The 21387-nt window shown below is 45.6% G+C and carries 20 protein-coding genes and 1 tRNA gene; 9 read left to right on the forward strand and 12 right to left on the reverse strand.

The features are described from left to right. Positions 1–201: 201 nt before the first annotated feature. The 5 genes from H6F77_RS19310 to H6F77_RS19330 all read right to left on the reverse strand — a co-directional run bounded on the left by H6F77_RS19310 (position 202) and on the right by H6F77_RS19330 (position 2710). Positions 202–717: a gluconokinase gene (locus H6F77_RS19310; protein WP_242022329.1), complete on the reverse strand. Its 516-nt coding sequence runs from the start codon at positions 715–717 to the stop codon at positions 202–204. A 106-nt stretch (positions 718–823) separates the two neighbouring features. Next, positions 824–1432, reverse strand: a complete 609-nt coding sequence (locus tag H6F77_RS19315) for a DUF948 domain-containing protein (RefSeq protein ID WP_190490174.1) — start codon at positions 1430–1432, stop codon at positions 824–826. A gap of 13 nt (positions 1433–1445) precedes the next feature. Further along, positions 1446–1799 (reverse strand): YtxH domain-containing protein, encoded by a 354-nt coding sequence (locus H6F77_RS19320; RefSeq protein WP_190490176.1) that lies wholly within the window; start codon positions 1797–1799, stop codon positions 1446–1448. Between the two features lie 128 nt (positions 1800–1927). Continuing rightward, positions 1928–2368, reverse strand: coding sequence for a hypothetical protein (locus tag H6F77_RS19325; protein WP_190490178.1), 441 nt, complete (start codon positions 2366–2368; stop codon positions 1928–1930). Between the two features lie 269 nt (positions 2369–2637). Next, a tRNA-Phe gene (locus H6F77_RS19330) sits at positions 2638–2710 on the reverse strand. A 185-nt stretch (positions 2711–2895) separates the two neighbouring features. Here H6F77_RS19330 and H6F77_RS19335 point away from each other — a divergent pair. Beyond that, a complete protein-coding gene (locus tag H6F77_RS19335; RefSeq protein ID WP_190490179.1) occupies positions 2896–3060 on the forward strand; it encodes a metallothionein in 165 nt (54 codons plus the stop codon). Between the two features lie 82 nt (positions 3061–3142). Here the strand turns inward: H6F77_RS19335 and H6F77_RS19340 are convergent, their stop codons facing one another. Next, positions 3143–4030 carry a metal ABC transporter permease gene (locus H6F77_RS19340; RefSeq protein ID WP_190490181.1) on the reverse strand — a complete coding sequence of 296 codons (888 nt, stop codon included), beginning with the start codon at positions 4028–4030 and terminating at the stop codon, positions 3143–3145. A 96-nt stretch (positions 4031–4126) separates the two neighbouring features. On the opposite strand from H6F77_RS19340, the gene H6F77_RS19345 reads away from it, so the two are divergent. Beyond that, positions 4127–4489, forward strand: coding sequence for an ArsR/SmtB family transcription factor (locus H6F77_RS19345; RefSeq protein ID WP_375335955.1), 363 nt, complete (start codon positions 4127–4129; stop codon positions 4487–4489). A gap of 33 nt (positions 4490–4522) precedes the next feature. Here H6F77_RS19345 and H6F77_RS19350 read toward each other — a convergent pair whose 3' ends face one another. Both H6F77_RS19350 and H6F77_RS19355 read right to left on the reverse strand, forming a co-directional pair. Continuing rightward, complete coding sequence (locus H6F77_RS19350) at positions 4523–5362, reverse strand: metal ABC transporter ATP-binding protein (RefSeq protein WP_190490183.1); 840 nt, start codon at positions 5360–5362, stop codon at positions 4523–4525. Positions 5363–5367: 5 nt separating this feature from the next. Further along, positions 5368–6324 (reverse strand): metal ABC transporter solute-binding protein, Zn/Mn family, encoded by a 957-nt coding sequence (locus tag H6F77_RS19355; protein ID WP_190490185.1) that lies wholly within the window; start codon positions 6322–6324, stop codon positions 5368–5370. A gap of 509 nt (positions 6325–6833) precedes the next feature. Between H6F77_RS19355 and H6F77_RS19360 the strand changes: the two genes are divergently transcribed. After that, positions 6834–8714 carry an iron uptake porin gene (locus H6F77_RS19360; protein WP_309228883.1) on the forward strand — a complete coding sequence of 627 codons (1881 nt, stop codon included), beginning with the start codon at positions 6834–6836 and terminating at the stop codon, positions 8712–8714. 190 nt (positions 8715–8904) lie between these two features. Here H6F77_RS19360 and H6F77_RS19365 read toward each other — a convergent pair whose 3' ends face one another. Further along, the gene (locus H6F77_RS19365; RefSeq protein ID WP_190490187.1) at positions 8905–10653 is read right to left on the reverse strand and encodes an Rqc2 family fibronectin-binding protein; all 1749 of its coding nucleotides are present in this window, start codon (positions 10651–10653) and stop codon (positions 8905–8907) included. Positions 10654–11013: 360 nt separating this feature from the next. Here H6F77_RS19365 and remA point away from each other — a divergent pair, with 360 nt between their 5' ends. After that, positions 11014–11280, forward strand: a complete 267-nt coding sequence (remA, locus tag H6F77_RS19370; protein WP_190490189.1) for an extracellular matrix/biofilm regulator RemA — start codon at positions 11014–11016, stop codon at positions 11278–11280. Between the two features lie 44 nt (positions 11281–11324). Beyond that, complete coding sequence (gmk, locus tag H6F77_RS19375) at positions 11325–11906, forward strand: guanylate kinase (RefSeq protein WP_190490191.1); 582 nt, start codon at positions 11325–11327, stop codon at positions 11904–11906. 397 nt (positions 11907–12303) lie between these two features. Here gmk and H6F77_RS19380 read toward each other — a convergent pair whose 3' ends face one another. Continuing rightward, on the reverse strand, positions 12304–12678 hold the full coding sequence (locus H6F77_RS19380) for a hypothetical protein (RefSeq protein ID WP_190490192.1): 375 nt from the start codon (positions 12676–12678) through the stop codon (positions 12304–12306). Positions 12679–12810: 132 nt separating this feature from the next. Continuing rightward, positions 12811–14517, reverse strand: a complete 1707-nt coding sequence (locus tag H6F77_RS19385; protein ID WP_190490194.1) for an ABC1 kinase family protein — start codon at positions 14515–14517, stop codon at positions 12811–12813. 309 nt (positions 14518–14826) lie between these two features. Here H6F77_RS19385 and H6F77_RS19390 point away from each other — a divergent pair, with 309 nt between their 5' ends. From H6F77_RS19390 to H6F77_RS28740, 4 genes are all read left to right on the forward strand, one after another. Then, the gene (locus H6F77_RS19390) at positions 14827–14997 is read left to right on the forward strand and encodes a hypothetical protein (RefSeq protein ID WP_190490196.1); all 171 of its coding nucleotides are present in this window, start codon (positions 14827–14829) and stop codon (positions 14995–14997) included. Positions 14998–15255: 258 nt separating this feature from the next. Then, positions 15256–16722, forward strand: a complete 1467-nt coding sequence (locus H6F77_RS19395; protein WP_190490198.1) for an SET domain-containing protein-lysine N-methyltransferase — start codon at positions 15256–15258, stop codon at positions 16720–16722. 92 nt (positions 16723–16814) lie between these two features. Next, positions 16815–17918 (forward strand): D-alanine--D-alanine ligase family protein, encoded by a 1104-nt coding sequence (locus H6F77_RS19400; RefSeq protein WP_199321424.1) that lies wholly within the window; start codon positions 16815–16817, stop codon positions 17916–17918. Between the two features lie 62 nt (positions 17919–17980). Next, positions 17981–18475: an SET domain-containing protein-lysine N-methyltransferase gene (locus H6F77_RS28740; protein ID WP_309228884.1), complete on the forward strand. Its 495-nt coding sequence runs from the start codon at positions 17981–17983 to the stop codon at positions 18473–18475. A 168-nt stretch (positions 18476–18643) separates the two neighbouring features. Here the strand turns inward: H6F77_RS28740 and H6F77_RS19410 are convergent, their stop codons facing one another. After that, on the reverse strand, positions 18644–21256 hold the full coding sequence (locus tag H6F77_RS19410; protein ID WP_190490201.1) for a M1 family metallopeptidase: 2613 nt from the start codon (positions 21254–21256) through the stop codon (positions 18644–18646). Between the last annotated feature and the right edge of the window lie 131 nt (positions 21257–21387).

Genomic DNA, 21387 nt, shown 5'->3' on the forward strand with positions numbered 1-21387 from the left:
CACCATCCTGATAATAATTAGCGGCTTTGGAGCCTAAAAAAGTATTATATATTAGGTTCCAGTTGCACCTTTCCTGCTATGCTTAAATAATCAAAATATATCTTAAGAAATTATTGCAGCCTAGTTCTTCCTCGTCAAAATAATTATATCAGAAAAAATTAGTGAAGTCTAGCGGTTTTAAGAGAAAAAATCGCAGATGAATCAGAGTTTAAGAAGGCTGCGGATCTGGTGAGCGATCGCTTCTGGCGGCTGCGAAACCTCAACAGAAATTACATCATTTGGTTCTTCTAAAGAATCAAACTGGCTTTGCAAGAGATAAGCGCCCATATAGTGGTTTTGGCGCTGTTGCAGCCGCGACGATATTAACTCAAAATTGCCTTTCAGATAAACAATACTCATTTGTTCTGGGTCAACAAAGAGTTGGCGACGGTAGGAAGATTTCAACGCAGAACAAGCTAATACAACATTTTTCTTCTGTTGCAACCATAGAGCGATCGCCTGTCGCATTGCATCAAGCCAAGGTTTTCTATCCGTATCATCCAGAGGAATGCCTTGGCTCATCTTGTCGATGTTTGCTTGTGGGTGGAAGTCGTCAGCATCGTGGAATTCCCAATTATTGAGACGCGATAAATCGCGTCTCAATTCCTCAACTAGCAGCTTCCCAATCGTGGTTTTGCCTGAGCCAGAGACACCCATCAATATAATGATTTGAGGCATTTTACTAAAGTTATGGCTTCAGACGTTAAGAGTAAAGAATTAAAAGTCAGGAGTTATTAACTCCTAACTCAGGCGCGATGTATCGCGTCTCTACAAACTCAAAACTCTATTCATCGGAGTCTATCGACTCCAAATCGTCGTAATCCTCGTATTGGCTCTGATTGGGAAATGCGTCATTGGCATCTGGATGATGTGCCTTGCGGTTGCTAATAGATGATTCCTCAGTGTAGGGATCGCGATACATTTTGCCAGATGATGCTGTAGTCGCCACAGGGTTTGCCTGATTATTACGAAGCTCAATAGAGCCTCTTTCAGAAGGTGGCAAACGATCGATAGATCGACGAGGGGGGTTTGGACGGCTAAAGGTTTTCCAGGCAGCTTTGACACCAGCAAAGACGCTTTTAGTGGTAACTTGCACTTTTTGCGCCTGCTTGCCAGCGCTGCTTATGCTTTGATCGACTTGTTTAACTACCTGACCCGCCGATTTGACACCTTCGTTGACATCATCGGTCAACTCGCTAATTTCCATACCCGTAAGGCGGATAGCTTCCAGGGTTGGGGGTAATTCGCGCCTGAGCGTGTCAGCTAATTTTTCTACACTTCGAGCCGCACGCGCTAATTCTCGGAAAGCTGGCACCGCCACTACCAAAACAGCAGTTAAGCTGACGGCAACCAACAGAATCGACAATCCTAGCCAAAACAGGGGGTCAATCACAAAGAAATGGTGTTTATCGTCTGGGGTCAGGAACGGCAGGACGTGACTCGGAGGACACTTCAGCGTTTATCGATTTTAGCGTTTGGCGTTCGCGCTGGGTGGCTTCAATGCCAGCAGCGATCGCCTGCCGCAGTCGAGCCAGGGTGTCATCCCAGTTCCGCGCTGCTGATTCAGATAGTCGGTCTGCTTGCAGTTGTACGGTGGTGGATAAATCTTCTGCTAACTCAGGCAGGGCGTCGGCAGATTTCTTTAACAGTTGCCGCGTCTCCCGACCGTTGCGAGGGGCAATCAGTAAGCCAGTTAGGGTTCCGATGGCCGTTCCCAGCAGCACTCCACCAATAAACGATCCAGCACGGTTATTAGACATTTTCTGGTTTTTATTCCTATTCCAATTTAAGACAGGGCAGGCTCAGATACACTCAGCCGCAAGTAGTAGACGCTCTTACATGAGAGTTTACACTTTAGGGTCTATAGTTCAGGCGATCGCGCCACTATTTACAGTAGCTTTTGGCGAAATTTAGGTTTTTTTGCCTTTGAGCGTCGCCGCCACACGTTTTGTACCAGACCAATTAGTGCCAGAATTTTTTGCACTTGTTGCAGTTGAAGCTCAAGTTTATCGTAGCGCGATCGCAGCTTATTAACGCCCAGTTCTCCTTTGGAAATGGCTTTGGGGGCTTTGTTTAGTACAGAATGGGTACTTCTTTCAGCTCCGGCGATCGCATTTGCTGCTTTTGCTAGTTGCGATCGCAGTTTAACTATTCTCCGCGCCACATACAAGCAAGCCAGCGATATCAGCACATTAATAACGACAACGACCATCACCATTTTTGACCCCTGGCTTAAGCTAGACTGGGCTGCTGGATCGATCCTAGCTTGCGAACGAACATTTCCCCTGCACCTCCCAAGCGCGATCGCTACATTTTTGCCAGCTTGCATCAAGAGTGCGTTAGTATTTTTCCTAGATTGGCAATCTGTCGCTTTGAGGCTAGAGCTGTGAGAACTTCTTTATGGCTCTGGTCTCATTCAAGTTGTTAGCAAGTTATTCAGATGTTTAAAAATTAAATATGCGATCGCACCTTGCTATTTCAGCGCAATACAAAAGAGCAACGCCAAATTTTCATAACAAAATAGCCATAATTCTGCATACAGAATTATGGCTTAAAGAATAGACAACTTATCGTGTCTAACTTCTATTTAAATGTTGATGCCAGGAACCAGACTTGAACTGGTGACACGAGGATTTTCAGTCCTCTGCTCTACCAACTGAGCTATCCCGGCGCACGTTTTTTCAGCGCTTAATTAAGATAACAAATTTATCTAATTTTTGCAAGTATTTTTTTGATAACTGCGAATATTTTTTCCCTGCTCCCGACCAAGCGGGCTGGTAAAGTTAGATAAAGTAATACATGAACATCTGTTCATATGTTATAGTTTAGGAGTCAGAACCGATTGAGAGAAAAGCCATGACTACCGTAAACTTAATGAAATGTGCCTGTGAATCTTGCCTGTGCGTAGTTTCCATCGGCGAGGCCATGGAAAAAGACGGTAAATACTACTGCTCCCACGCCTGCGCTGACGGTCATGCTAATGAGGAAAGCTGCGGGAATACTGGTTGTGGCTGCTGCTGATAATAGTTTTGAGTTTTGTAGAGACGCGATTTAGCGCATCTGAGTTTTGAATCCAGAATTCTAAGCCAAAACTCGATACTATTCAGCCCGCTTGCAGTTTTAGCTTTGACCAAGCCAAAACCGCTAAAAATAGCAAAAACTGCACTAAAACGATACTGGGGCCAGAAGCGAAGTTGAAAAAACCGGATACAATCATTCCGACAATGCTGCTTAATGCCCCCAGAATCACTGATAGCCACAAAAATCGCGTAAATTGCTGACTGAGTAACTTAGCGCTGGAAGCGGGGATTACCAGGAAGGCATTTACTAACAAGATACCTACAGCCTTGATAGAAACGGCTACTGCTAGAGACAGCAGGACAACAAATAAGTAACGATATAGCTGAACTGGGACGCCTTGAACTTTAGCAACGGCGGGGTTAAGCGTCAATAAAATTTGCGATCGCAGCGTTGAGAGTAAAAACACGCTGCTGCCTACAAGCAGAAGTAAAATTAAGATTAAATCAGTATTGTCTATCGCTAAAATATCCCCGAACAGCACCCCCATCAAATTTCCCCGATAGCTTTTAATCAAGCTGCTGAGAATAACCCCAATTGCCAAAGCACCCGATAAGACAATACTCAGGATGTTGTCGCTAGTTAGATTTGTTTTGTCAATTAGGTAGAGTACAGCTAAACCAAAAATCAGGGTAAAGGGGAGCAGAGTCAAGTTAGGATTAAGCTGCAATAACGTCCCCATGACAATGCCGACTAATGCCGCATGACCAACAGCATGGCTGAAAAAAGACAACTGTCTTAAAGTGACAAAACTGCCAAGCAAGCCACCTAGCAATCCCATTAAGATACCACCAGCGATCGCCCGCTGCATGAAAGGAAATTGTAACAGCGAAATCAAGTCAGTGCTATCCGTAACGGCTAGTAACTGAAAATGATAGTGGCTAACCAAATTCACAAAAATTACTGCAAACATCAACTTAACCAATAAGTTAAAATAAAAATTAAACTTAATATGAGCAAAATGCCAGCTAATCTTTCAGCTGATAGCCCAAAAAGCGACAAGCATCACTTGGCAGAGAATTTAAATTGTAATCCACCACACCCCCTTGAGATTGAGAACGTTGAGGAGATCCAGGGTGAAATTCTTACTGTCGAAAAGTCGCAGCGCATGGCAGAGTTCTTTAGCCTATTGGGAGATGCTAATCGCCTGCGGATTCTCTCAGTTTTGGCGGTCAAAGAATTGTGCGTCTGCGACTTAGCGGCTGCACTAGAAATGAGTGAATCTGCGGTTTCTCATCAGTTAAGAACTTTACGGACAATGCGACTGGTGAGTTACCGCAAGCGCGGACGTAAGGTATTCTATAGCCTCCAGGATAATCACGTTTTAGATCTATATAGATCTGTTTCCGAACACCTGGATGAATCAGCTTGAATTTTGGATTTAGGATTTAGCACCAATCTAAAATCAAAAGTCGTGCTGATGGTGGTAGCGGCTGAATGATGGGCCGTATGTGGCTAACAGATTTTGGGGTGAAAGGGCAATTTCGGGATGGCCAGAACATACTAAAGTTTGGTTGAGACAGAGTACGCGATCGCAGTGGCGACTTACCATATCAATATCATGTGATACCTGCAATACCGTCCAATTTTCTTCCTTCTTAAGTTCGTTCAGCAAAGCGTAAAAATCTGCTGCGCCTTGCATATCCACTCCGGCAAACGCTTCATCTAGCACCAACAAGAGGCGCGGCATTACTAAGCAATAAGCCAGCAACACTCGCTTTAGTTCGCCGCCGCTTAAAGTGCCGATTGCTTGACGGCGCAAGTGATAAGCATCAACACGTTTTAAAGCAGTGGCGATCGCATTTGATTTTTCCTGATTTTGCCCCCAAAACCTTTGCCTTGATGAAGTCTCTTCCCCCCCCTTAAAAAGGGGGGTTAGGGGAGATCGCCTTTTGCCTTCCTTATCAATACCCAATCCCACCAATTCAGCCACAGAAATGGGAAAACTCCGGTCAAAAATAAAATTTTGCGGCATATAACCCAACTGACTGCGCCAACTCCCCAGCCTTTCTATTGGGCGTCCAAAAATCTCAACTTTCCCCGCCGTTCGCGGCATTAGTCCCAGAATCGCCTGAACTAGCGTACTTTTACCAGCGCCATTCGGCCCAACCACCGCCGTATCAGTTCCCGGTATTAATTCAAAACATACATCCCGAAGCGCTACATAACTGCCTCGGTAAACCGTTAAGTTTTCCACCTTCAAAGTGGGGAGTGGAGAAGGGTTATTGGTTAATTCAGAATTCATTACGTCTATCGACAAGCCGTTTCTAGAGTTTGCAAATTATTTTTCATGGCAGTAAAGTACGTCTGCGGATCTAAAGAGCCATTTTCCAAAGGATCGATAGCGCTGACGGTCAGCTTGAGGTCTTGTGAAAGACCTTGCAGCAACTTGTTGTCTGTTCCCGGTTCGCCAAGCAGAGTCTTTACTTTAAACTGCTTCACTGTCGAAACAGCTTTTTGCACATCCAAGGGCGAGAGGTTATCCTCTGGAATTTGTACAACTGCCACCTGCTTGAGGTTGTAGCGCTTGGCTATATATGGATAAGCATCGTGGAAGGTGACATAAGTGCAACCACGATAAGGCTGCAAACGCTGCTGAAACTCCTTGTCTAGGGCATCTAGTTGCTGGATATAGGTGGCGGCGTTAGCTTGATAACTGGCTTTGTTGTTGGGATCTGCTGCAATTAAGCCGTCGCGAATGTTCTCCACCTGCTGACGCGCCAAAACTGGATCTAGCCAAACGTGGGGATTGCCTTGTGCATGGTCGTGGTCTTTTTCGCCAGCTTTTTCGCCCTTATGGTCGTGGTCTTCGTTGAGGGCTACAATGCCACTACTAGCCTCAATCTCTTTTAACTGGCTATTCCCAGCGTTTTTTACAGTTCCTTCGAGAAACTCTTCCAAGCCAAGGCCGTTTTTCACTAGCACGTTTGCTTTGGCGATCGCTTGTACGTTTGTTGGTGTAGCTTGATACTCATGCACCTCCGTCCCCGGTGGCACTAATATCTCTATCTCTGCTTTGTCACCAGCAACAGCCGATGCAAACCAATACATCGGTAAAAACGTTGTCACTACTTTAACTTTTGGCGGCTGCTGACTTACGTTTTGCGCTGGAAAAGTGGCAGCGGAGTTCGATTGGCTGCATCCAGCCGCAGCGAAGACGGGCAGCAGCGATGCCAGCAGCAATCCCTGCTGTTTTGGACTTATCATAGTTGCTCTTCTTTATAGGGCTTAGATTTAGACCCCACACAAATATGTTTTGACAATGATTCTAATTCTATTAGAATAGCTTAAAATGAGACTCATTCCAACGAAAGATCCCAACCGGACTGGTTAATGGGAGAAAATCGGCGTCTCTACTGGGGAATGCGGGGTTCCGGGGGGTATTAGCGGCAATGGAGGCTAGTGGGTAGGAAATTATAGGCTCAAAACTCAGACGCCATTCATCGCGTCTTTACAAAATTCACAGTTTAAAAAACGAAGATAAGAATTCGCTCTAATTTATTAATAGTTAATAAATACCCCCCCGGAGGATTTAGCCAAGTTTGTTGAGAATAAATAGTGCAATTTGCTTGACATAGATAGGGAATTTTGAGTATTTTCCTAGAAGTTTATTGACCAATTTTTTTATTATTTCGCGATAAAGCTCTAAACCGAAAGCATGCGCGAGATAGTTTTATCTTTAAGAATTTGGAAAGGGTGTGAGGAGAGGATAACAGGTGTCTAAAAATTTGTGGAAATTGCTGCTACTTAGTCCATGCGTGTTGGGAACGGCGCTAGCGGTATGTACGGGGGCGATCGCCAGCGAAACGCCAGAGATTAGCTTTGCCCAAGGCAAAGACGCGATCGCGGCTGAAAATAAGCCAGAGATTAGCTTTGCCCAAGGCAAAGACGCGATCGCCACCCTCAACGTTGCTGAGACTGAGGTAAACAATTCATCTGTTGCAGAGCTAGAATCGCCAGCATCATCTAATACCAGCATATTAGACCAAAACAATCTAGAAATAGAAGAAGACGGCGCTGATGATGCGATGGGGCAAGTCACAAATGTAACCCAGTTGCGAGATGTGCGACCGGGAGACTGGGCTTATGAAGCGCTGCGATCGCTCGTCGAACGCTACAACTGCATAGCAGGTTATCCCGATGGCACCTTTAGAGGCAGCCGTGCCATGACGCGATATGAATTTGCCGCTGGCTTAAACGCCTGTCTCAGACAAATTGAGAAATTGATTGCTGGCAGTCCTGGGGATTTGGCATCTAGGGCAGATTTAGACAAAATCCGGCAGCTAGTAGATCAGTTTGCCCCAGAAATCACAACACTACGCGGTCGTGTTGATGCTCTCGAAGCGAGAACATCAGAACTTGAAGCAACACAATTCTCCACCACCACCAAGTTAGATGGCGAAGTAATCTTGGGCTTTGCGAGTATCGTAAAAGGAGAAGATGCTACTGGTTCGCGCATAGATAGCACATCGGTTTTTGGTCACAGATCGCGTCTGAATTTGGAAACAAGCTTCACCGGAAAAGACCTGTTGAGAACGCGATTGCAAGCAGAAGGACTAGCTGCATTCTCAGAACGCACGCTGACTCAAGAAGGCAACCTGGCTTTCTCAGGAGATAGCGACAACAATGTGTTCATTGATGCGCTGTTATATAGTTTCCCCATAGGAGAACAAACCCAAATTGTTGTTGCTGCCAATTCAGGTGCAGCCGATGACTTTGCCAGTACGGTCAACTTTCTGGATGGGGACGGTGCGAGTGGTGCTTTATCTACCTTTGGAACGCGCCCACCAATTTATTACCTAGCAGAAGGTGCGGGCGTCGGACTAAGGCAGCAGTTGGGTAAAAAACTAGAACTAAGCTTAGGCTATTTAGCTGGTGATGCGGCTAACCCAGAGGAGGATGGGGGTTTGTTTAACGGGCCTTACGCTGCTTTAGCACAATTGCTGATCAAGCCTACCGAAAAGCTCAATATTGGCTTGACCTACATTCATTCTTACAACAACAATGACACGGGGACTGGAAGCAATCTGGCTAACTTTCAAGGGGGGCTTACTAGATATTTCGATCGAGATTTGCAGGGCACGTCCGTAGGCGATACCATCGGCAGCTTGGGGTTCAGCACCGCCCTTCCTGTAGTCAGCAATTCTTACGGTTTGGAATTGTCTTGGCAACTGAGCGATCGCTTCGTTGTCGGCGGTTGGGCTGGCTACACCAACACGCGCACCCTATCCACGCTGGGAGGGCTACTTAATCGCGGAGATGTAGACATCTGGAACTGGGCTGTCACCCTTGGCTTCCCCGATTTGGGTAAAAAAGGCAACTTGGGGGGCATCATCGTGGGCATGGAGCCTAAATTAACTAACTCAAGCCTGCGTTTAAATCCAGGTGCGTTGCCTCAGTTAACCGCATTAGGCATTCCCTTGCCCCCAGTTGGTAAAAATAATGATACTTCACTGCACGTCGAAGCTTTCTACCAGTATCAAGTTACAGATAATATCTCCATCACTCCTGGGGTTATTTGGCTAACGGCTCCCGATCACAACAATCGCAACGACGATCTGGTTATCGGAGTCGTCCGCACCACATTCACTTTCTAGAACATCACAGGCATTATGCCTGTGCCACACCCATACAAAAAACCAGCTGTTCCACCAGCTGGTCTAAATAAATCTTTATTCTGTTGTCGTTAATCTGAGGAAATCCCCCGTCTGCGCGTTCCCAACCGGCAGGCTGTAAGATTTCTTTACATTTACTGTAACATAAAAGACAAAATTCCCAAATAAATCTTTAAATTTTGTTAGAAGTTTCTTCCCTCAGATAGTTGCAGGCTTGTGGAGGACGCCCCCAAAGGATGCGCTCGTGCTTGTAAATCGCCATTCCCGGTTTAGCACCTTTGGGTTTGTAGACGTGCTTGGGTTCGGTGTAGACAACAGGCACTTGGTCGCTTTGACGGGCGCGACTATAGTAGGATACCAGGTCAGCGGCGAATTGCAGATCGGATTCTTCAGCGATCGCTCCCGGTTCTAGTCGCAGTAACCCATGACTTCCTGGAATTTCCTGGGTATGGAACCAGAGGTCATAATCTCCAGCAGTGCGAAAACTTAGCTGGTCGTTCTGTCGATTGTTACGCCCGATTAATAATTCAAAGCCGCTGGGACTGCGGTAGCTGTAAGGTGTTGAAGCGTCTGTAGCGTTGCGGCTGCGCTGTTCTGGATCTTCTAGATACCGCTGCTGGATTAGCTCATCGCGGATTTCTTCTAGTGTCTGCAAATCTTCTGCAACTTGATAGGCGTCGAGTTGCACCAGTGCTGCTTCCACTTGCTCCAAGTAGTTAATCTCCGCCTGCACCTCTTGGAGTAAAGGCTCAACAGCAGCCCTAGCGCGTTTTAGCTTTTGGTGGCGCTTGTAAAGCGATTGGGCATTTTGGACAGCATTTTTCTCTGGATCGAGTGGAATATTAACAAGATTGCCAGTGTCAAAGTCTGCAAGGGCGATCGCTTTCATGCCCGGTTCCCAGTTTTGCAGGTGTGCCATCAGCAAGTCCGCGTCTTGGCGGTATTTATCAGCTTGGTCTGATTGCTGCAAACGTTCCTCAAAAGTAGCAGCCTTGACCCGCAATTTGCCTAAAATGCTGCTAATTTTCTGAGTTAGTTGATGGCGCAGGGCAGTAAATTCTTGTTGATTTAGCCAATCGGTGTAATAGCGGTTGAGTAAGCCTTGAACCGTATCAACTGGTTCTGTAATGCCCCAAGGCATTACGCTGTAACTTTCAGTCGTCCACCCTGGTTGAAACTGAGATTTTTCTAATGACTGTAGCCATTCTTGCCAGCGGCTAAATAGCTGTTCCCAGTCTGTATTGCTTAAATTATCTGTAGATTGGTCGGGGTCAAGTCCCGCAACTTGGATCATTGAGACAACTAAAGCGGGGCTTAAACCTCGATAGTTTTTTAACAACTGTCGCCGCAACTGTCCTGGTACGAGACTTACTCGTTCTTGCCAACGTTCTAGGGATTCCTTTAAAGATGGAACTGTAGCGGTGAGGGCTGGCGGGACTTCGTAGGGCTGTCCAGTTTGGATGGGACGGATGCTGGATTGCTGGACGCCTACTTGATGGGCGGGAGCAACTATGAGGTTGTCTGCACCTGTGAGGATGACATTGCTGTATTTGCCCATAATTTCGACGTAGAGATGCCAGGATGGCGTATCTCCGGGGCGTCTGGCAAATTGCAAGTCTAATACTCGTTCCCAAGGGGCGATCGCTTCTATTGCCACGAGTGCCCAACCTGTTAGCTGATGCCGCAGTTGGTCGCTGAAGGTAAATGTATCTGGCGTCCGGGGTGGTGGATCGCCCAGACAAAGACGCGCTGCTTGAGGATGCCAGGAAATGGTCAGCCAACCCCGCCGTTTGAGGGTTCGCAAGAACAGGGCAATCGTGAAGCGATCGCGCTGATAAACTTGTTCGAGCCGCGCTGGTATCCATTCGGAACGCAGTTCGGCACAAGCCGCAGTTAAAGTAGTAAAGTCAACAAGTTGCACGCGCGATCGCTCTTTTTTGTCAAAAGTTGGATAGTCTGTCTACTTCTATCCTGACAGATCGATGCTCAACGTGATTTCGATAATGCGTTTTTCTGCAAAATAAGGCTTTATAGCTACTAATTATTAATCTTTCTCCCGCTCTCCTACTCTCCCCCTCTACCACCCTGACTACCTCTTCAGCCGCTGTGCCCTCTGTGCCTTTAGAACGATGCCAAAAGGTAGAAAAACGTCAAAATAAGCCTGCTCAACCTAAAAAAACGGTTGTTTTGTCAGTTTTAAGCTTGTAAGTCCGAATTTTTGTCGATAACATGGAAATTAATCTTTTATAAGCTTTTTATACGGCGGAGCCGTTAGTGTGCGATGGATATTCAGCTGATCAATATCGGTTTTGGTAACATAGTATCGGCAAACCGAGTAGTAGCCATAGTAAGTCCAGAGTCTGCCCCAATTAAGCGAATTATTACAGATGCGAGGGATCGAGGGCAGCTAATTGATGCAACCTACGGACGTAGGACGCGAGCGGTGATTATCACTGATTCAAGCCACGTCATTCTGTCGGCAATTCAGCCAGAAACAGTTGCCCATCGCTTTGTGATTGGCAAAGATGGTAGTGTCGCCAACAATTAAACTGTATTGGATAGGAATGGCGATATGAAGCGGATGGTAGGAGCATGGAAACAGGGAGACTGATTGTATTAACTGGGCCGAGTGGAGTGGGCAAAGGTACTTTGCTGCGATCGCTCCTACAACGTCATCCGGAATTATATTTCTCTATCTCCGTGACGACTCGCTCCCCCCGTCCTGGGGAAATGGACGGGAAAGACTATTACTTTATCAGCCGCAGCGACTTTGAAGAAATGGTCAAAGCTGAGAAATTCCTGGAGTGGGCTGAGTATGCTGGGAACTACTACGGGACGCCCCGCTTGCAGGTGGAGGAACACATTGCACGGGGTGAGTCCGTGATATTAGAAATTGAACTAGAAGGGGCGAGGCAAATAGGCAAGACTTTCCCCGATGCACTGCGGATATTTATTCTGCCGCCTTCGCTTCCAGAACTAGAGCAGAGGATACGCAGACGCGGTACTGATTCTGAAGAGGCGATCTCTCGTCGTCTTTCCCGCGCCGGAGATGAACTCGCCGCCGCAACTGAATTTGATATTCAAATCATCAACGACGACCTAGAAAATACCATCCACCGTATCGAAGCTGCACTTTTCACGTACAACCCACCGTTCCCAGTTGGTGAAACCTGAATTTATTTCCTTTCTTCTGAATGAGGTTTTTAGGCAAATAGCGCCTGCGCTATAGATTTTGAGACCCCAGGAAAAGGCTTGTGTAAATATCTAGCGTTGGTAGCTTATTTGTGAAAGCACAAATGCTGCCAACGCATTTTTTACCTTACATTCCAACTACCTACCTTCAACAAGCAATTCCCCGACTTCTCTAAGAAGCCGGAGATATTGCCTTCGCTTAAAGACTGCTGTATATCTTTTAGATCGTGATGCTATTTTGCCTAACGCAAGCGTTTTTATAAAAGCTTACTTAATATTCTTATAGGATAAAAATTAGCTTATTGGTTCTATTTAAATAGAACCAAACCAGGTTTATAACCGCAGATGAGCCTTTGGCTTACACCTGCGGTAAAAATATCTAGTTCCAATAATCCAAATCAAGCGCTTGCGAACCACCGCGCTCTATCTGAACCAAAACTCTACTTAGCTGGAACCAAACGAGCCAACTTGTCAAAAGAGTGAGGGGTAGAGAAATTATATAAGTTAGCGGAGCCGGAAAGCCAAAAACCTCTAACCCAGCTGCCAGAAATACGCAGATACCGACAGTAATTCCCACAAATGGCAACTGTAATTGCGCCCCTTGCATTTGCGCCAAAATGCGAGTAGAGCGGGTTTTTGACCACTCATTCACTTGTTGTTTGAGGGTGGCTTGAAACGCTATACCAGACGAAATTCCCGCAAACAAACCAGCAAACAATAAAAAATACGGCGGTTCTGGGAAGTAGTAATACACTAAAACTCCTTAATGGGGGGATGGGGATTGGGGAGGGGGATAGAGAGACGCGATAAATCGGCGTCTCTACAAGAATGGGGCATAGGGACTTTCCAGACTCCGTAGTGCGGTATCAGGACTGCCAATGCCAAATTACAAATTACTCTTGAAAGCCGAGACTGAGGGCAGTATAGCCGCAACACCTTCCGTAGAAAGTTCGTTTAATGCTCCTAGTGCGACATCAAACAGACGGGCTGGTTTCAGTTCATCTTTGACGAGGTTCCAGAGGCGTCGAACTTCTTCGGTATGCAGTCTATCATCTTCTATCAAAGCTAACAGCAACTGGCGTCGGAGAAATTGACCTTCAGCGGAGAGAAGATACTGCAAACCTAGTTGGGCTGTTGGCAGTAGATCAAAGTTACCATCAGTGCGGGCGATCGCGATCATGTTCTCCAACCGCTGCCACTGGAATTTACCATCTTTAAACAATATCTCAATCAGCCGTCGCCGCATTTCTGGCGATTCCCCGGTAAGCAAACGTCGCGCCACGTAGGGATAACCTACTTCCACAATTTTGAAATTGGGATTGAGGCTGAGTGCTAAACCTTCTTGCGTCACTAAGGAACGAATAATTAAGGCAAACTTAGCAGGTACGCGGAACGGGTAATCGTACATTAATTCCGAGAATTTGTCAGTAATCGTTTTAAAGTTAAAACTACTGACACTTTCTCCAATTGCATCGCCCAAAACTGTTTCTATAGCTGGTACGATTGGCCAAATATCTGTTTCTGGTGTCAGAAAGCCCAGCTTTACAAAGTCTTTTGCTAAATCAACATAATCTTTGTTGATTAAGTGAACTACAGCAGTTACCAGAGTTTCTTTGGTATTCTGGTCTAGCTGATCCATCATGCCAAAGTCAATGAATGCCATGCGACCGTCCGGAGTGGCAAACAAATTGCCTGGGTGGGGATCGGCATGAAAAAAGCCGAACTCCAACAACTGTCGCAGTCCAGATGTTACGCCAATCTGGATAATTGTATCCGTGTCAAGACCTGCGGCTTTAATGCGCTCGGTATCTGTTAGCTTGAAGCCATTAATCCACTCTAGAGTAAGGACATTGTGGCTGGTGTAGCGCCAATAGATTGCTGGAACTTTAACCGTTGGGTCGTCTTGGAAATTAGCGGCAAATTTTTCAGCATTTCTACCTTCGTTGATGTAATCGATTTCTTCAAATAGTTTGATGCCGAATTCATCAACAATTAAGCTTAGGTCATGACCTAGATTTAGGGGAAGCCAGGGAGCTAGCCAGCTAGCAGCCCACCGCATTAAGTAAAGGTCTAGTGTTATTGTCGGTAGCAAGTTGGGGCGTTGCACCTTGACTGCTACTTCTTCGCCAGTGTGGAGACGCGCTCGATATACCTGTCCAAGACTAGCGGCGGCGATTGGCTCTGGCGTGATTTCGCTAAAAATTTCTGAGATGGTGCGACCAAGTTGGGCTTCAATTATCGAGTGGGCGATCGCATTCTCAAATGGCGGTAATTGATCCTGTAATTTGATTAACTCTTCTAAGAAGTCTTTGCGGATCAAGTCTGGCCTTGTCGAGAGCGCTTGACCTACCTTAATAAATGTTGGCCCCAATCGGGTAATTATATGCCGCAGTTGTGTGGCGCGTCTATTTGCGACATGACCCGGTTCTACTTTAAGCCATTCGTCCCACTTCAGGCCGAAGATAAACCCAACAAATGAAAAAATTATAGCGATCGCACGCCAGATGACCAGCCAGGGACGATTGCGGTAGTATTTAGCGATCGCCTTGGCATCGTAACGCCGTTGACTCTGAGCGACTGGATACCGATTCACGCTTGTGTCTGCCTCTTTAATCGGAAACTTTTTAGCAACTTGCGGCTCCCGGTAGTAGAGCCACTTCCATACCTGCTTAACCGAATAACAATTATTTCCAGGTATTCCTTCAGCAATCTCCCGTAACTTTACTCATCGTTTATTACCAGTTTTTTAACGTTTTATTAACTCCCAGTATACAAAACTACAGACACCTTCGGGGATCGGCATCGTACCTAAATAAGTAAAAAAACTTCTCCCACACCCATGACTTGTTTGTAAGGGTTCCATGACATAGCCCTATAAATTAATCTTTATATAAAAAAAATTATGGGATGGGTGCAGGCGCTCGCATTGGGGGACGGCAACATTCCGGCGGTATCCTTAGCACAGTTCTTGGAGTCGCGTTTACATCTTCCTTTGCCAGGTTTGTGGTCAACCGCAGTTGGTAGCTGCGATCGCGATCGCACACAAAAAGGACAGACCAACAACTGTAGTTGATACCGTTCACAGTTGGCTGTGCTTACCAGTTGTCAGGACACCTGATAGACAAGCGTTTCGACAAACCAAAATATTATTGACAAAAACCTGTTGATAATGTTCAATATGCACTATTCAATAAATAGAAATAGTTAAATTCAGCCAATTGCAATAAAAAAGCTTAAATGAAAAGCTTAGATAAGGAATAAAATTAATATTGTTTGCGCGTACTCTACAGAAATGTAATCTTTTATAGCTTTGTTTACGAGGAATCTCGACATGAAAGTGTGTGTTCTGCAACCTGATTATTCTCAATCGGCAGTGGACTACAAAAACTACGATCCGCCTCGTAACCTCTCTCATCTGTTACTAGAAGACCAGGTAGACCATGTATTTCTCAACAAAGCGACAACGTACCGTCAGCTAAAAGAGTTAAAAAATAAAGATTACAATATTTTTGTCAACCTCTGTACGGGATGTTTGGACTGGGAAGTTCCCTCTATTGATGTAATTGTTGCTTTAGAACAGCTTAATTTACCTTATACTGGCCCTACTTTCGACCTCTACGAGATTAACAAAGAGTTAATGAAGTATGTTGCCTACGTGGCAGGAGTAAGAACACCAGCATTTGTGAAAGCTGAAACCTTAGCTGATGTCGAGAGCGCTTGTGAAAACTTGCAATTCCCCCTGTTTGTTAAACCAGCAGCATCATCAGACAGTCTGGGAATTGACGCTCAATTTTATGTAACCACAAAAGAAGGATTATATAGCAAAGCCGCCGACATCATAGGCAAATTTGGTCAAGTTTTAATTGAGGAGTATGCGCCTGGACGAGAGTTTACAGTCCTTGTAGCTGCTAACCCTGAAAATCGCTCTTCTCCCCTAACTTATAAATCTCTAGAGTTTGTCTTTCCTGATGGGGAACATTTTAAAACCTACGAACTGAAGGTGCGCCGCAATCGTCCAGAATTTTATATTACCTGTGCTGACCCAGAACTTGACCTGCGGTTGAGAGACGCTGCGGCGAAAATTTTCTGTGAATATAATGGGTTTGGCTATGCTTGTCTTGATTTTAGAGTTAACGAACAAAACGAGGTTTTCGTCTTGTCAATTAACTTCAAGCCTTCGGTTTTTTATTCAGAAGGTGCAGAAGCATTGGCTGACTGCATTTTAAAGTTTGATGGTGCGGGTTCTTCAGGATTCCTCAAACATATTATTGCAGAAGGTATTGACAGACAGAAACGTCGTCAGAGGAAATTTAGAGTACGCAAGAATACTATTTCCGGCTATGGCATTTATGCCATTACTGATTTCAAAGCTGGGGAAATTGTCGTCCAATTCGAGGAACAAGCAAAAAGGATTGTTACCCGTTCGCACGTCGAATCCCACTGGAGTATATCGGCTCAAGAATCTTTTCAACGGTATGCTCTTCCTTTGAGTGAAGAAGTCTTTATTTTCTGGGACGAAGACCCAGCCAAATGGCTGCCTACAAACCACTCTTGCGATGCGAATATGGTCTTGCGAGGACTTAACATTTGTGCCCTTAGAGACATCGCAGCAGGAGAGGAATTGACTTTAGACTACTCAGTGTCAATATATAGCGAAGATTTTCCAGAATTTGAGTGTCAGTGTGGATCGTTCAAGTGCCGAGGGATTATTCGCGGAACTTCAGGAAATTCTGTAACTTGGCGAGAAAAGGAGCGCAAAAAATCACAAATTCGTTCTCAAATTCAGGCGGGAAAATAAAGCGATCGCCAGCCAGCAGTAAACTTATGCAGATTTGATTAACAAAGATAACTCTTTGGCACGCTTGGCAACAGATTGAGGGAAAAATATCAATGCTTCAGAAATTGCCCGTTGCTGCTAGTAAAATATTTGTCTGGGCATTTATTCCCTACCGCATCCAACAACAAAAGCTGATAAGCGAATACCACGACAAGCCCAGCGAACGACAGGAACTGGCAGATGTTTTTGCAGAACTCGGTATCAAGTGGAAATGGCAGCCACTCACCTTAGAAAATATGCAAGCAGTGGTTGAGGAGGTAGCTGCTGCTGCTGATAAATGCATACCTGTAGTGCTGAACTATTGCGATGGTTTTGATGAAATTGACGGCTACCCAGGGATTGCGATTGCCAAACTGCTGGAAGCGAAAAACATCATTTTCACAGGAGCAGATGCTAGCTTTTTGCATCTATCAGACAACAAAATATTGATGAAGCGTGCTTTTGTTAAAGCAGGGGTTTCAACTGCTCCTTACGAAGTCATTTCCTATGCAGCCGCATTCGGGGGAGTATGCGATCGCCTTGGCACTCCTCTAATTGTGAAACCAGCAATTTCTTACGCCAGCTATGGAATTTCTTTGCAGTCAGTTGTTAATAGCGACGAACAGGTAAACCTGCAATTACAGCGCTTGGTTCAAGGACAGCATGGTAAATATTTTCCGCCTGAAAGCATTTTTGTAGAAAAATTTATCACCGGTTCTGAGTTTACCGTCTTGATTGTTGGCTCCGTTCATCAGCCAGCTACAATTAAAATTTATCCACCTGTAGAACGGATTTTTCATTCCAGTTTGGCTGTTTCTGAACGGTTTTTAACTTTTGATAGGTACTGGGCAAAATATCAAGAAGAAACTTCCCTTTCTCCTGAAGAACCTTTTTACCGTTACCAACTAGCCGATCCTATTTTGCATGACAAACTTTGCGAGTTAAGTATGCGTGCTTACTGTGCCGTTGGCGGTAATGGATATGGACGGGTTGATGTGCGAATGGATAAAAATTCCCAAGAACTTTTTGTCCTTGAAGTGAATGCTAACTGCGGTATTTCTTCCGATGACCAAACTTCAGTTGGCAATATTTTGCGCTTTTCTGGTACGCCGTTTGCACAACTGATGTCAGAAATGATCGGCGGTGCTTTTGATAGGCATTATACTAAGTCGCAGTAAACTCATAGCAGTTTCGTAGATTTTGAAAGTATTCAATCAAAAATTAGGAGTTTCTACGCAAAGTGCAGCTAACTAATATCCCATCTAAAGTCACTAAAGCTTCATATTTTGCCGAATTATGGGAGTGTCCTCTAACAGGTGAAAAATCGCTCCACGCAAGTGTTACACTTATGCCGAGTGAAATAGTTTCTGCTTTCAGAATTCAAGAAATCTTGAGCAAGCCTAACTACTTGACGGTGCAATTAAACGAGCAAGAACACATGACGCTCGAACCGGAGTTTTTGCAATACATCAATCACAGTTGCGATCCTAATGTTTTTTTTGACACTACAAATATGGTTGTCATCTGTCTTAAGAAGATTGAATTGAGCGAACAAATGACCTTCTTCTACCCATCTACAGAATGGTCTATGGATCGAGGGTTTGATTGTCTGTGTGGAACTGAAGAATGCCTGGGATATATTCAGGGAGCAGCACATTTACCAACAAATATTTTGAAACAATATAAACTGTCTGATTACATTCAACAAAAGTTAAAAATTATAAAAGATGATTAGGGTACGGAAACTGGTAATGGAAAATTTGGCACCAATTGGTGCCAAATTTTCGACAAAATATTCCCCGTCAAGGATAAAAAGGTGGGGAAATATTGTTAAGTTAAGGGTTTGAGGTTAGGCATTCCATCCCCCCTAGCGGGCTTAAAAAAGGGGGGGGTTGGGGAATCTCTAACTAGCGCTAGACTTAGCCTCTAAATTCTCCAGACGGCTTTTTAACTCCTGATTTTCCTTCTTCAACTGGTCGAGATCTTCGCGCAGCTGTTTTACAGCGTGGTCAGAACCAATATGTTTCTGCACCTTTTGAATTGCTTCCTCAGCAATGCGACGCACGCGCCCATCTGGTGTTTGATCTGCTAGCGCTGACAAAACCGGAATCGCCTTCGCCGTCTCCATGTGTCCGAGTGCGCCAACAACCGCAACTTGAGTTAGGAAGAAAGATTCTTGGGAAAGTTGCTCTAATTGTTCGATAATCCAGTCGATATTGTTAGGCGTTTGACCAGTGGAAATTGCTCCCAGTGCGCGAATTGCAGCTAAGCGCAACGGTTGTGCTACACCGGGCGTAGTATATTCCACAACTAGAGTTAGCGCCGCTGGTGAAGTTTTCATCAGACTCAGACCCGCGATCGCGCCCCCGCGTACAACTTCATTCCACCCAGCCTTTTCTCTGACCAAGTGACCCAGCAGTTGCAGCGCCTCATCTTCCTTATCTTTCAAATTACCCGAAGCCGCAACGCCTCCCAGCGTTCTAGCCGCCGCCGCCTCAACATAGTAGCTAGCATCCCCCTTCTCTACAAGGGATTTCAGGACTTCGTAGCTTTCAGGCGTCTTAATTTTGCCCAACGCTTCCACAACCGCACGGCGCACCCTAGCATCTTCATCTTGCAAACCCGCCACCAAACCTTCAAAAGCTTGATCGAGTTTGACCGATGCCAAATTTTTCGCTACTTCAGCGCGGACGCCCCAGCACGTATCGTTCTTGAGAGATTCTGCTAGCGCCTTCACAGCTTCCAATCCGCCTTTTTTAGCGATCGCCTTCGCTGCATAAATCCGCGATACTGGGTCTGGATCGAATTGCAACTGCGCCTTTAGTTCCGAAATCCCATACTCTAAGGACACCGTTTTTAGGAAATTATTCCCAACATCAAAACTGATAAACTGCGGCTTTTCTTCTAGTGGGAAGTAAAAACTTTGTTCCCGTTCATGCACTCGGACGGTAAAGATTTTTGATTTTGCAACTCCCGCTTCAGAGTTTGCATTTTCTGCGCTATAGCCGAAGCCGATGGGAATCTTTAAGTCAAATAAATCGCCCTTAGTGCCATTTTTGTCAACCTTAACTTGAGCTTGAGTAACAGTCACCTTAGCCAGCTTGCTATCGCCATCCCAAGAATAAGCAATTTTATATTCTGGATGACCGCCGCGATAAACGTACTGGTCAAACAAAAACATCAAATTGCGACCAGTGGCTTTTTCAATCGCCCGCAATAAGTCGATAGTTTCTACAGTTTTGTGAGCGTTATCCTGAACAAAAGTATGGATGGCTTTTGTGAATAACTCATCTCCCAACTCCGCGCGAATCATGTTGTAGACACAAGCACCCTTTTCATAAAGGTGACGGTCGTAAAGTTCGATCGCTTCGCGGTAGACATGAGTAACAATAGGGCGGCGATAGCGACCGCTATCTTCAGCTAAATAGTTACGCGCCTCAAGCAACATATAATATGCTGCATCTTCAGCACCATACTCCTGTTCCGTCCACAGTACCTCAGAGTAAGACGCCATCCCCTCTTTAATCCAGGCATGCGACCAATGCTTGATCACCACCAAATCGCCAAACCACTGATGGGCGAGTTCGTGGGCGACTAGACTTTCAGTGCTGCGGTTATCTATAGCAGCACGGGCATCTAGCAAGCAGCGGTCTGTTAGCAGCGTTGTGGAGGTGTTCTCCATGCCGCCAAAAATGAAGTCATCCACGCAAACTTGCGCGTATTTGGGGAAAGGATAAGGATATCCAAATTTTTCGCTGAAATATTGAATCATGCGCGGCGTTTTGCCCATGCTGAGACGCGCTTCTTCTTCCAGACCTTTTTCCACGTAGTAGGTGACGGGTTTGCCATTCCATTCGTCTTGAATTTCGGCAAAGTCGCCTACAGCCAAAGTCATCAAGTAGGTGGGATGGACTTGCTGCTGCAACCAGTGGAATATTTTGCTATCGCCGTCTTCCTCAGTTTTAATCAGTTCGCCGTTAGAGATGGCGATGAGGGGTTTGGGGACTTTAACGCGAATTTCGGAAGTAGCTAGCTGGCCTGGGTAGTCAAAGCAGGGGAACCAGAAGCGGGAGTCTTCATCTTCGCCTTGAGTCCAGACTTGTGTAGGTTTGTTGGGGTAGTGCTTGTCGGGAACAATAAAATAAAGACCGCGCCGGGGTTTTTCCACAGAATAGGCGATCGCTATCTTTATTGTCTTCCCCGCAACTGTTGGCGTCTGCATCCGGACGTGCAGTTGGTCGCCGTCATAATCAAAACCTTGCTGGGTTCCGTCCACCTGAACCGAGTGAATATTCTGGGAACATGCATCCAGCGTCAGCGCCGTTAACCCACTCCGCACTGGCGCTAAAGTGATGGTGCAAGTGCCCTGGAAACTCTGGTTAGGTATATCGAGGACTAAATCCAGGAAAATATGCTCAACTTGCCCCGGTCGGTCTGGATTGTAGTGAGGACGGGCACCGGGCAACTCAAAGGATTTGTGACCGTTAGTTTCCGAATCAAGATAAGACTGCAACATCGGGAGAGGGAGACTCTATGAGTTTTACAAGAATTGCTAAGTAATATCTTTCAGGTTAGCGCCTGCGAGAGCTTAACTGTATCACAGCCTTGGGTTGATGTCTTAAAGAGCGATGCCTCGCAACTCGCAGG

Source organism: Microcoleus sp. FACHB-831 (assembly GCF_014695585.1).
Taxonomy (GTDB): domain Bacteria; phylum Cyanobacteriota; class Cyanobacteriia; order Cyanobacteriales; family FACHB-T130; genus FACHB-831.

What these genes read in the sequence shown, in the direction of transcription:
- H6F77_RS19325 (WP_190490178.1), bottom strand. Translation starts at nt 2,368, where the DNA reads ATGCAAGCTGGCAAAAATGTAGCGATCGCGCTTGGGAGGTGCAGGGGA.
- H6F77_RS19390 (WP_190490196.1), top strand. Translation starts at nt 14,827, where the DNA reads ATGGGATGGGTGCAGGCGCTCGCATTGGGGGACGGCAACATTCCGGCG.
- H6F77_RS19395 (WP_190490198.1), top strand. Translation starts at nt 15,256, where the DNA reads ATGAAAGTGTGTGTTCTGCAACCTGATTATTCTCAATCGGCAGTGGAC.
- H6F77_RS19335 (WP_190490179.1), top strand. Translation starts at nt 2,896, where the DNA reads ATGACTACCGTAAACTTAATGAAATGTGCCTGTGAATCTTGCCTGTGC.
- H6F77_RS19410 (WP_190490201.1), bottom strand. Translation starts at nt 21,256, where the DNA reads ATGTTGCAGTCTTATCTTGATTCGGAAACTAACGGTCACAAATCCTTT.
- H6F77_RS19355 (WP_190490185.1), bottom strand. Translation starts at nt 6,324, where the DNA reads ATGATAAGTCCAAAACAGCAGGGATTGCTGCTGGCATCGCTGCTGCCC.
- H6F77_RS19310 (WP_242022329.1), bottom strand. Translation starts at nt 717, where the DNA reads ATGCCTCAAATCATTATATTGATGGGTGTCTCTGGCTCAGGCAAAACC.
- H6F77_RS19340 (WP_190490181.1), bottom strand. Translation starts at nt 4,030, where the DNA reads ATGTTTGCAGTAATTTTTGTGAATTTGGTTAGCCACTATCATTTTCAG.
- H6F77_RS19400 (WP_199321424.1), top strand. Translation starts at nt 16,815, where the DNA reads ATGCTTCAGAAATTGCCCGTTGCTGCTAGTAAAATATTTGTCTGGGCA.
- H6F77_RS19320 (WP_190490176.1), bottom strand. Translation starts at nt 1,799, where the DNA reads ATGTCTAATAACCGTGCTGGATCGTTTATTGGTGGAGTGCTGCTGGGA.
- remA (WP_190490189.1), top strand. Translation starts at nt 11,014, where the DNA reads ATGGATATTCAGCTGATCAATATCGGTTTTGGTAACATAGTATCGGCA.
- gmk (WP_190490191.1), top strand. Translation starts at nt 11,325, where the DNA reads ATGGAAACAGGGAGACTGATTGTATTAACTGGGCCGAGTGGAGTGGGC.
- H6F77_RS19350 (WP_190490183.1), bottom strand. Translation starts at nt 5,362, where the DNA reads ATGAATTCTGAATTAACCAATAACCCTTCTCCACTCCCCACTTTGAAG.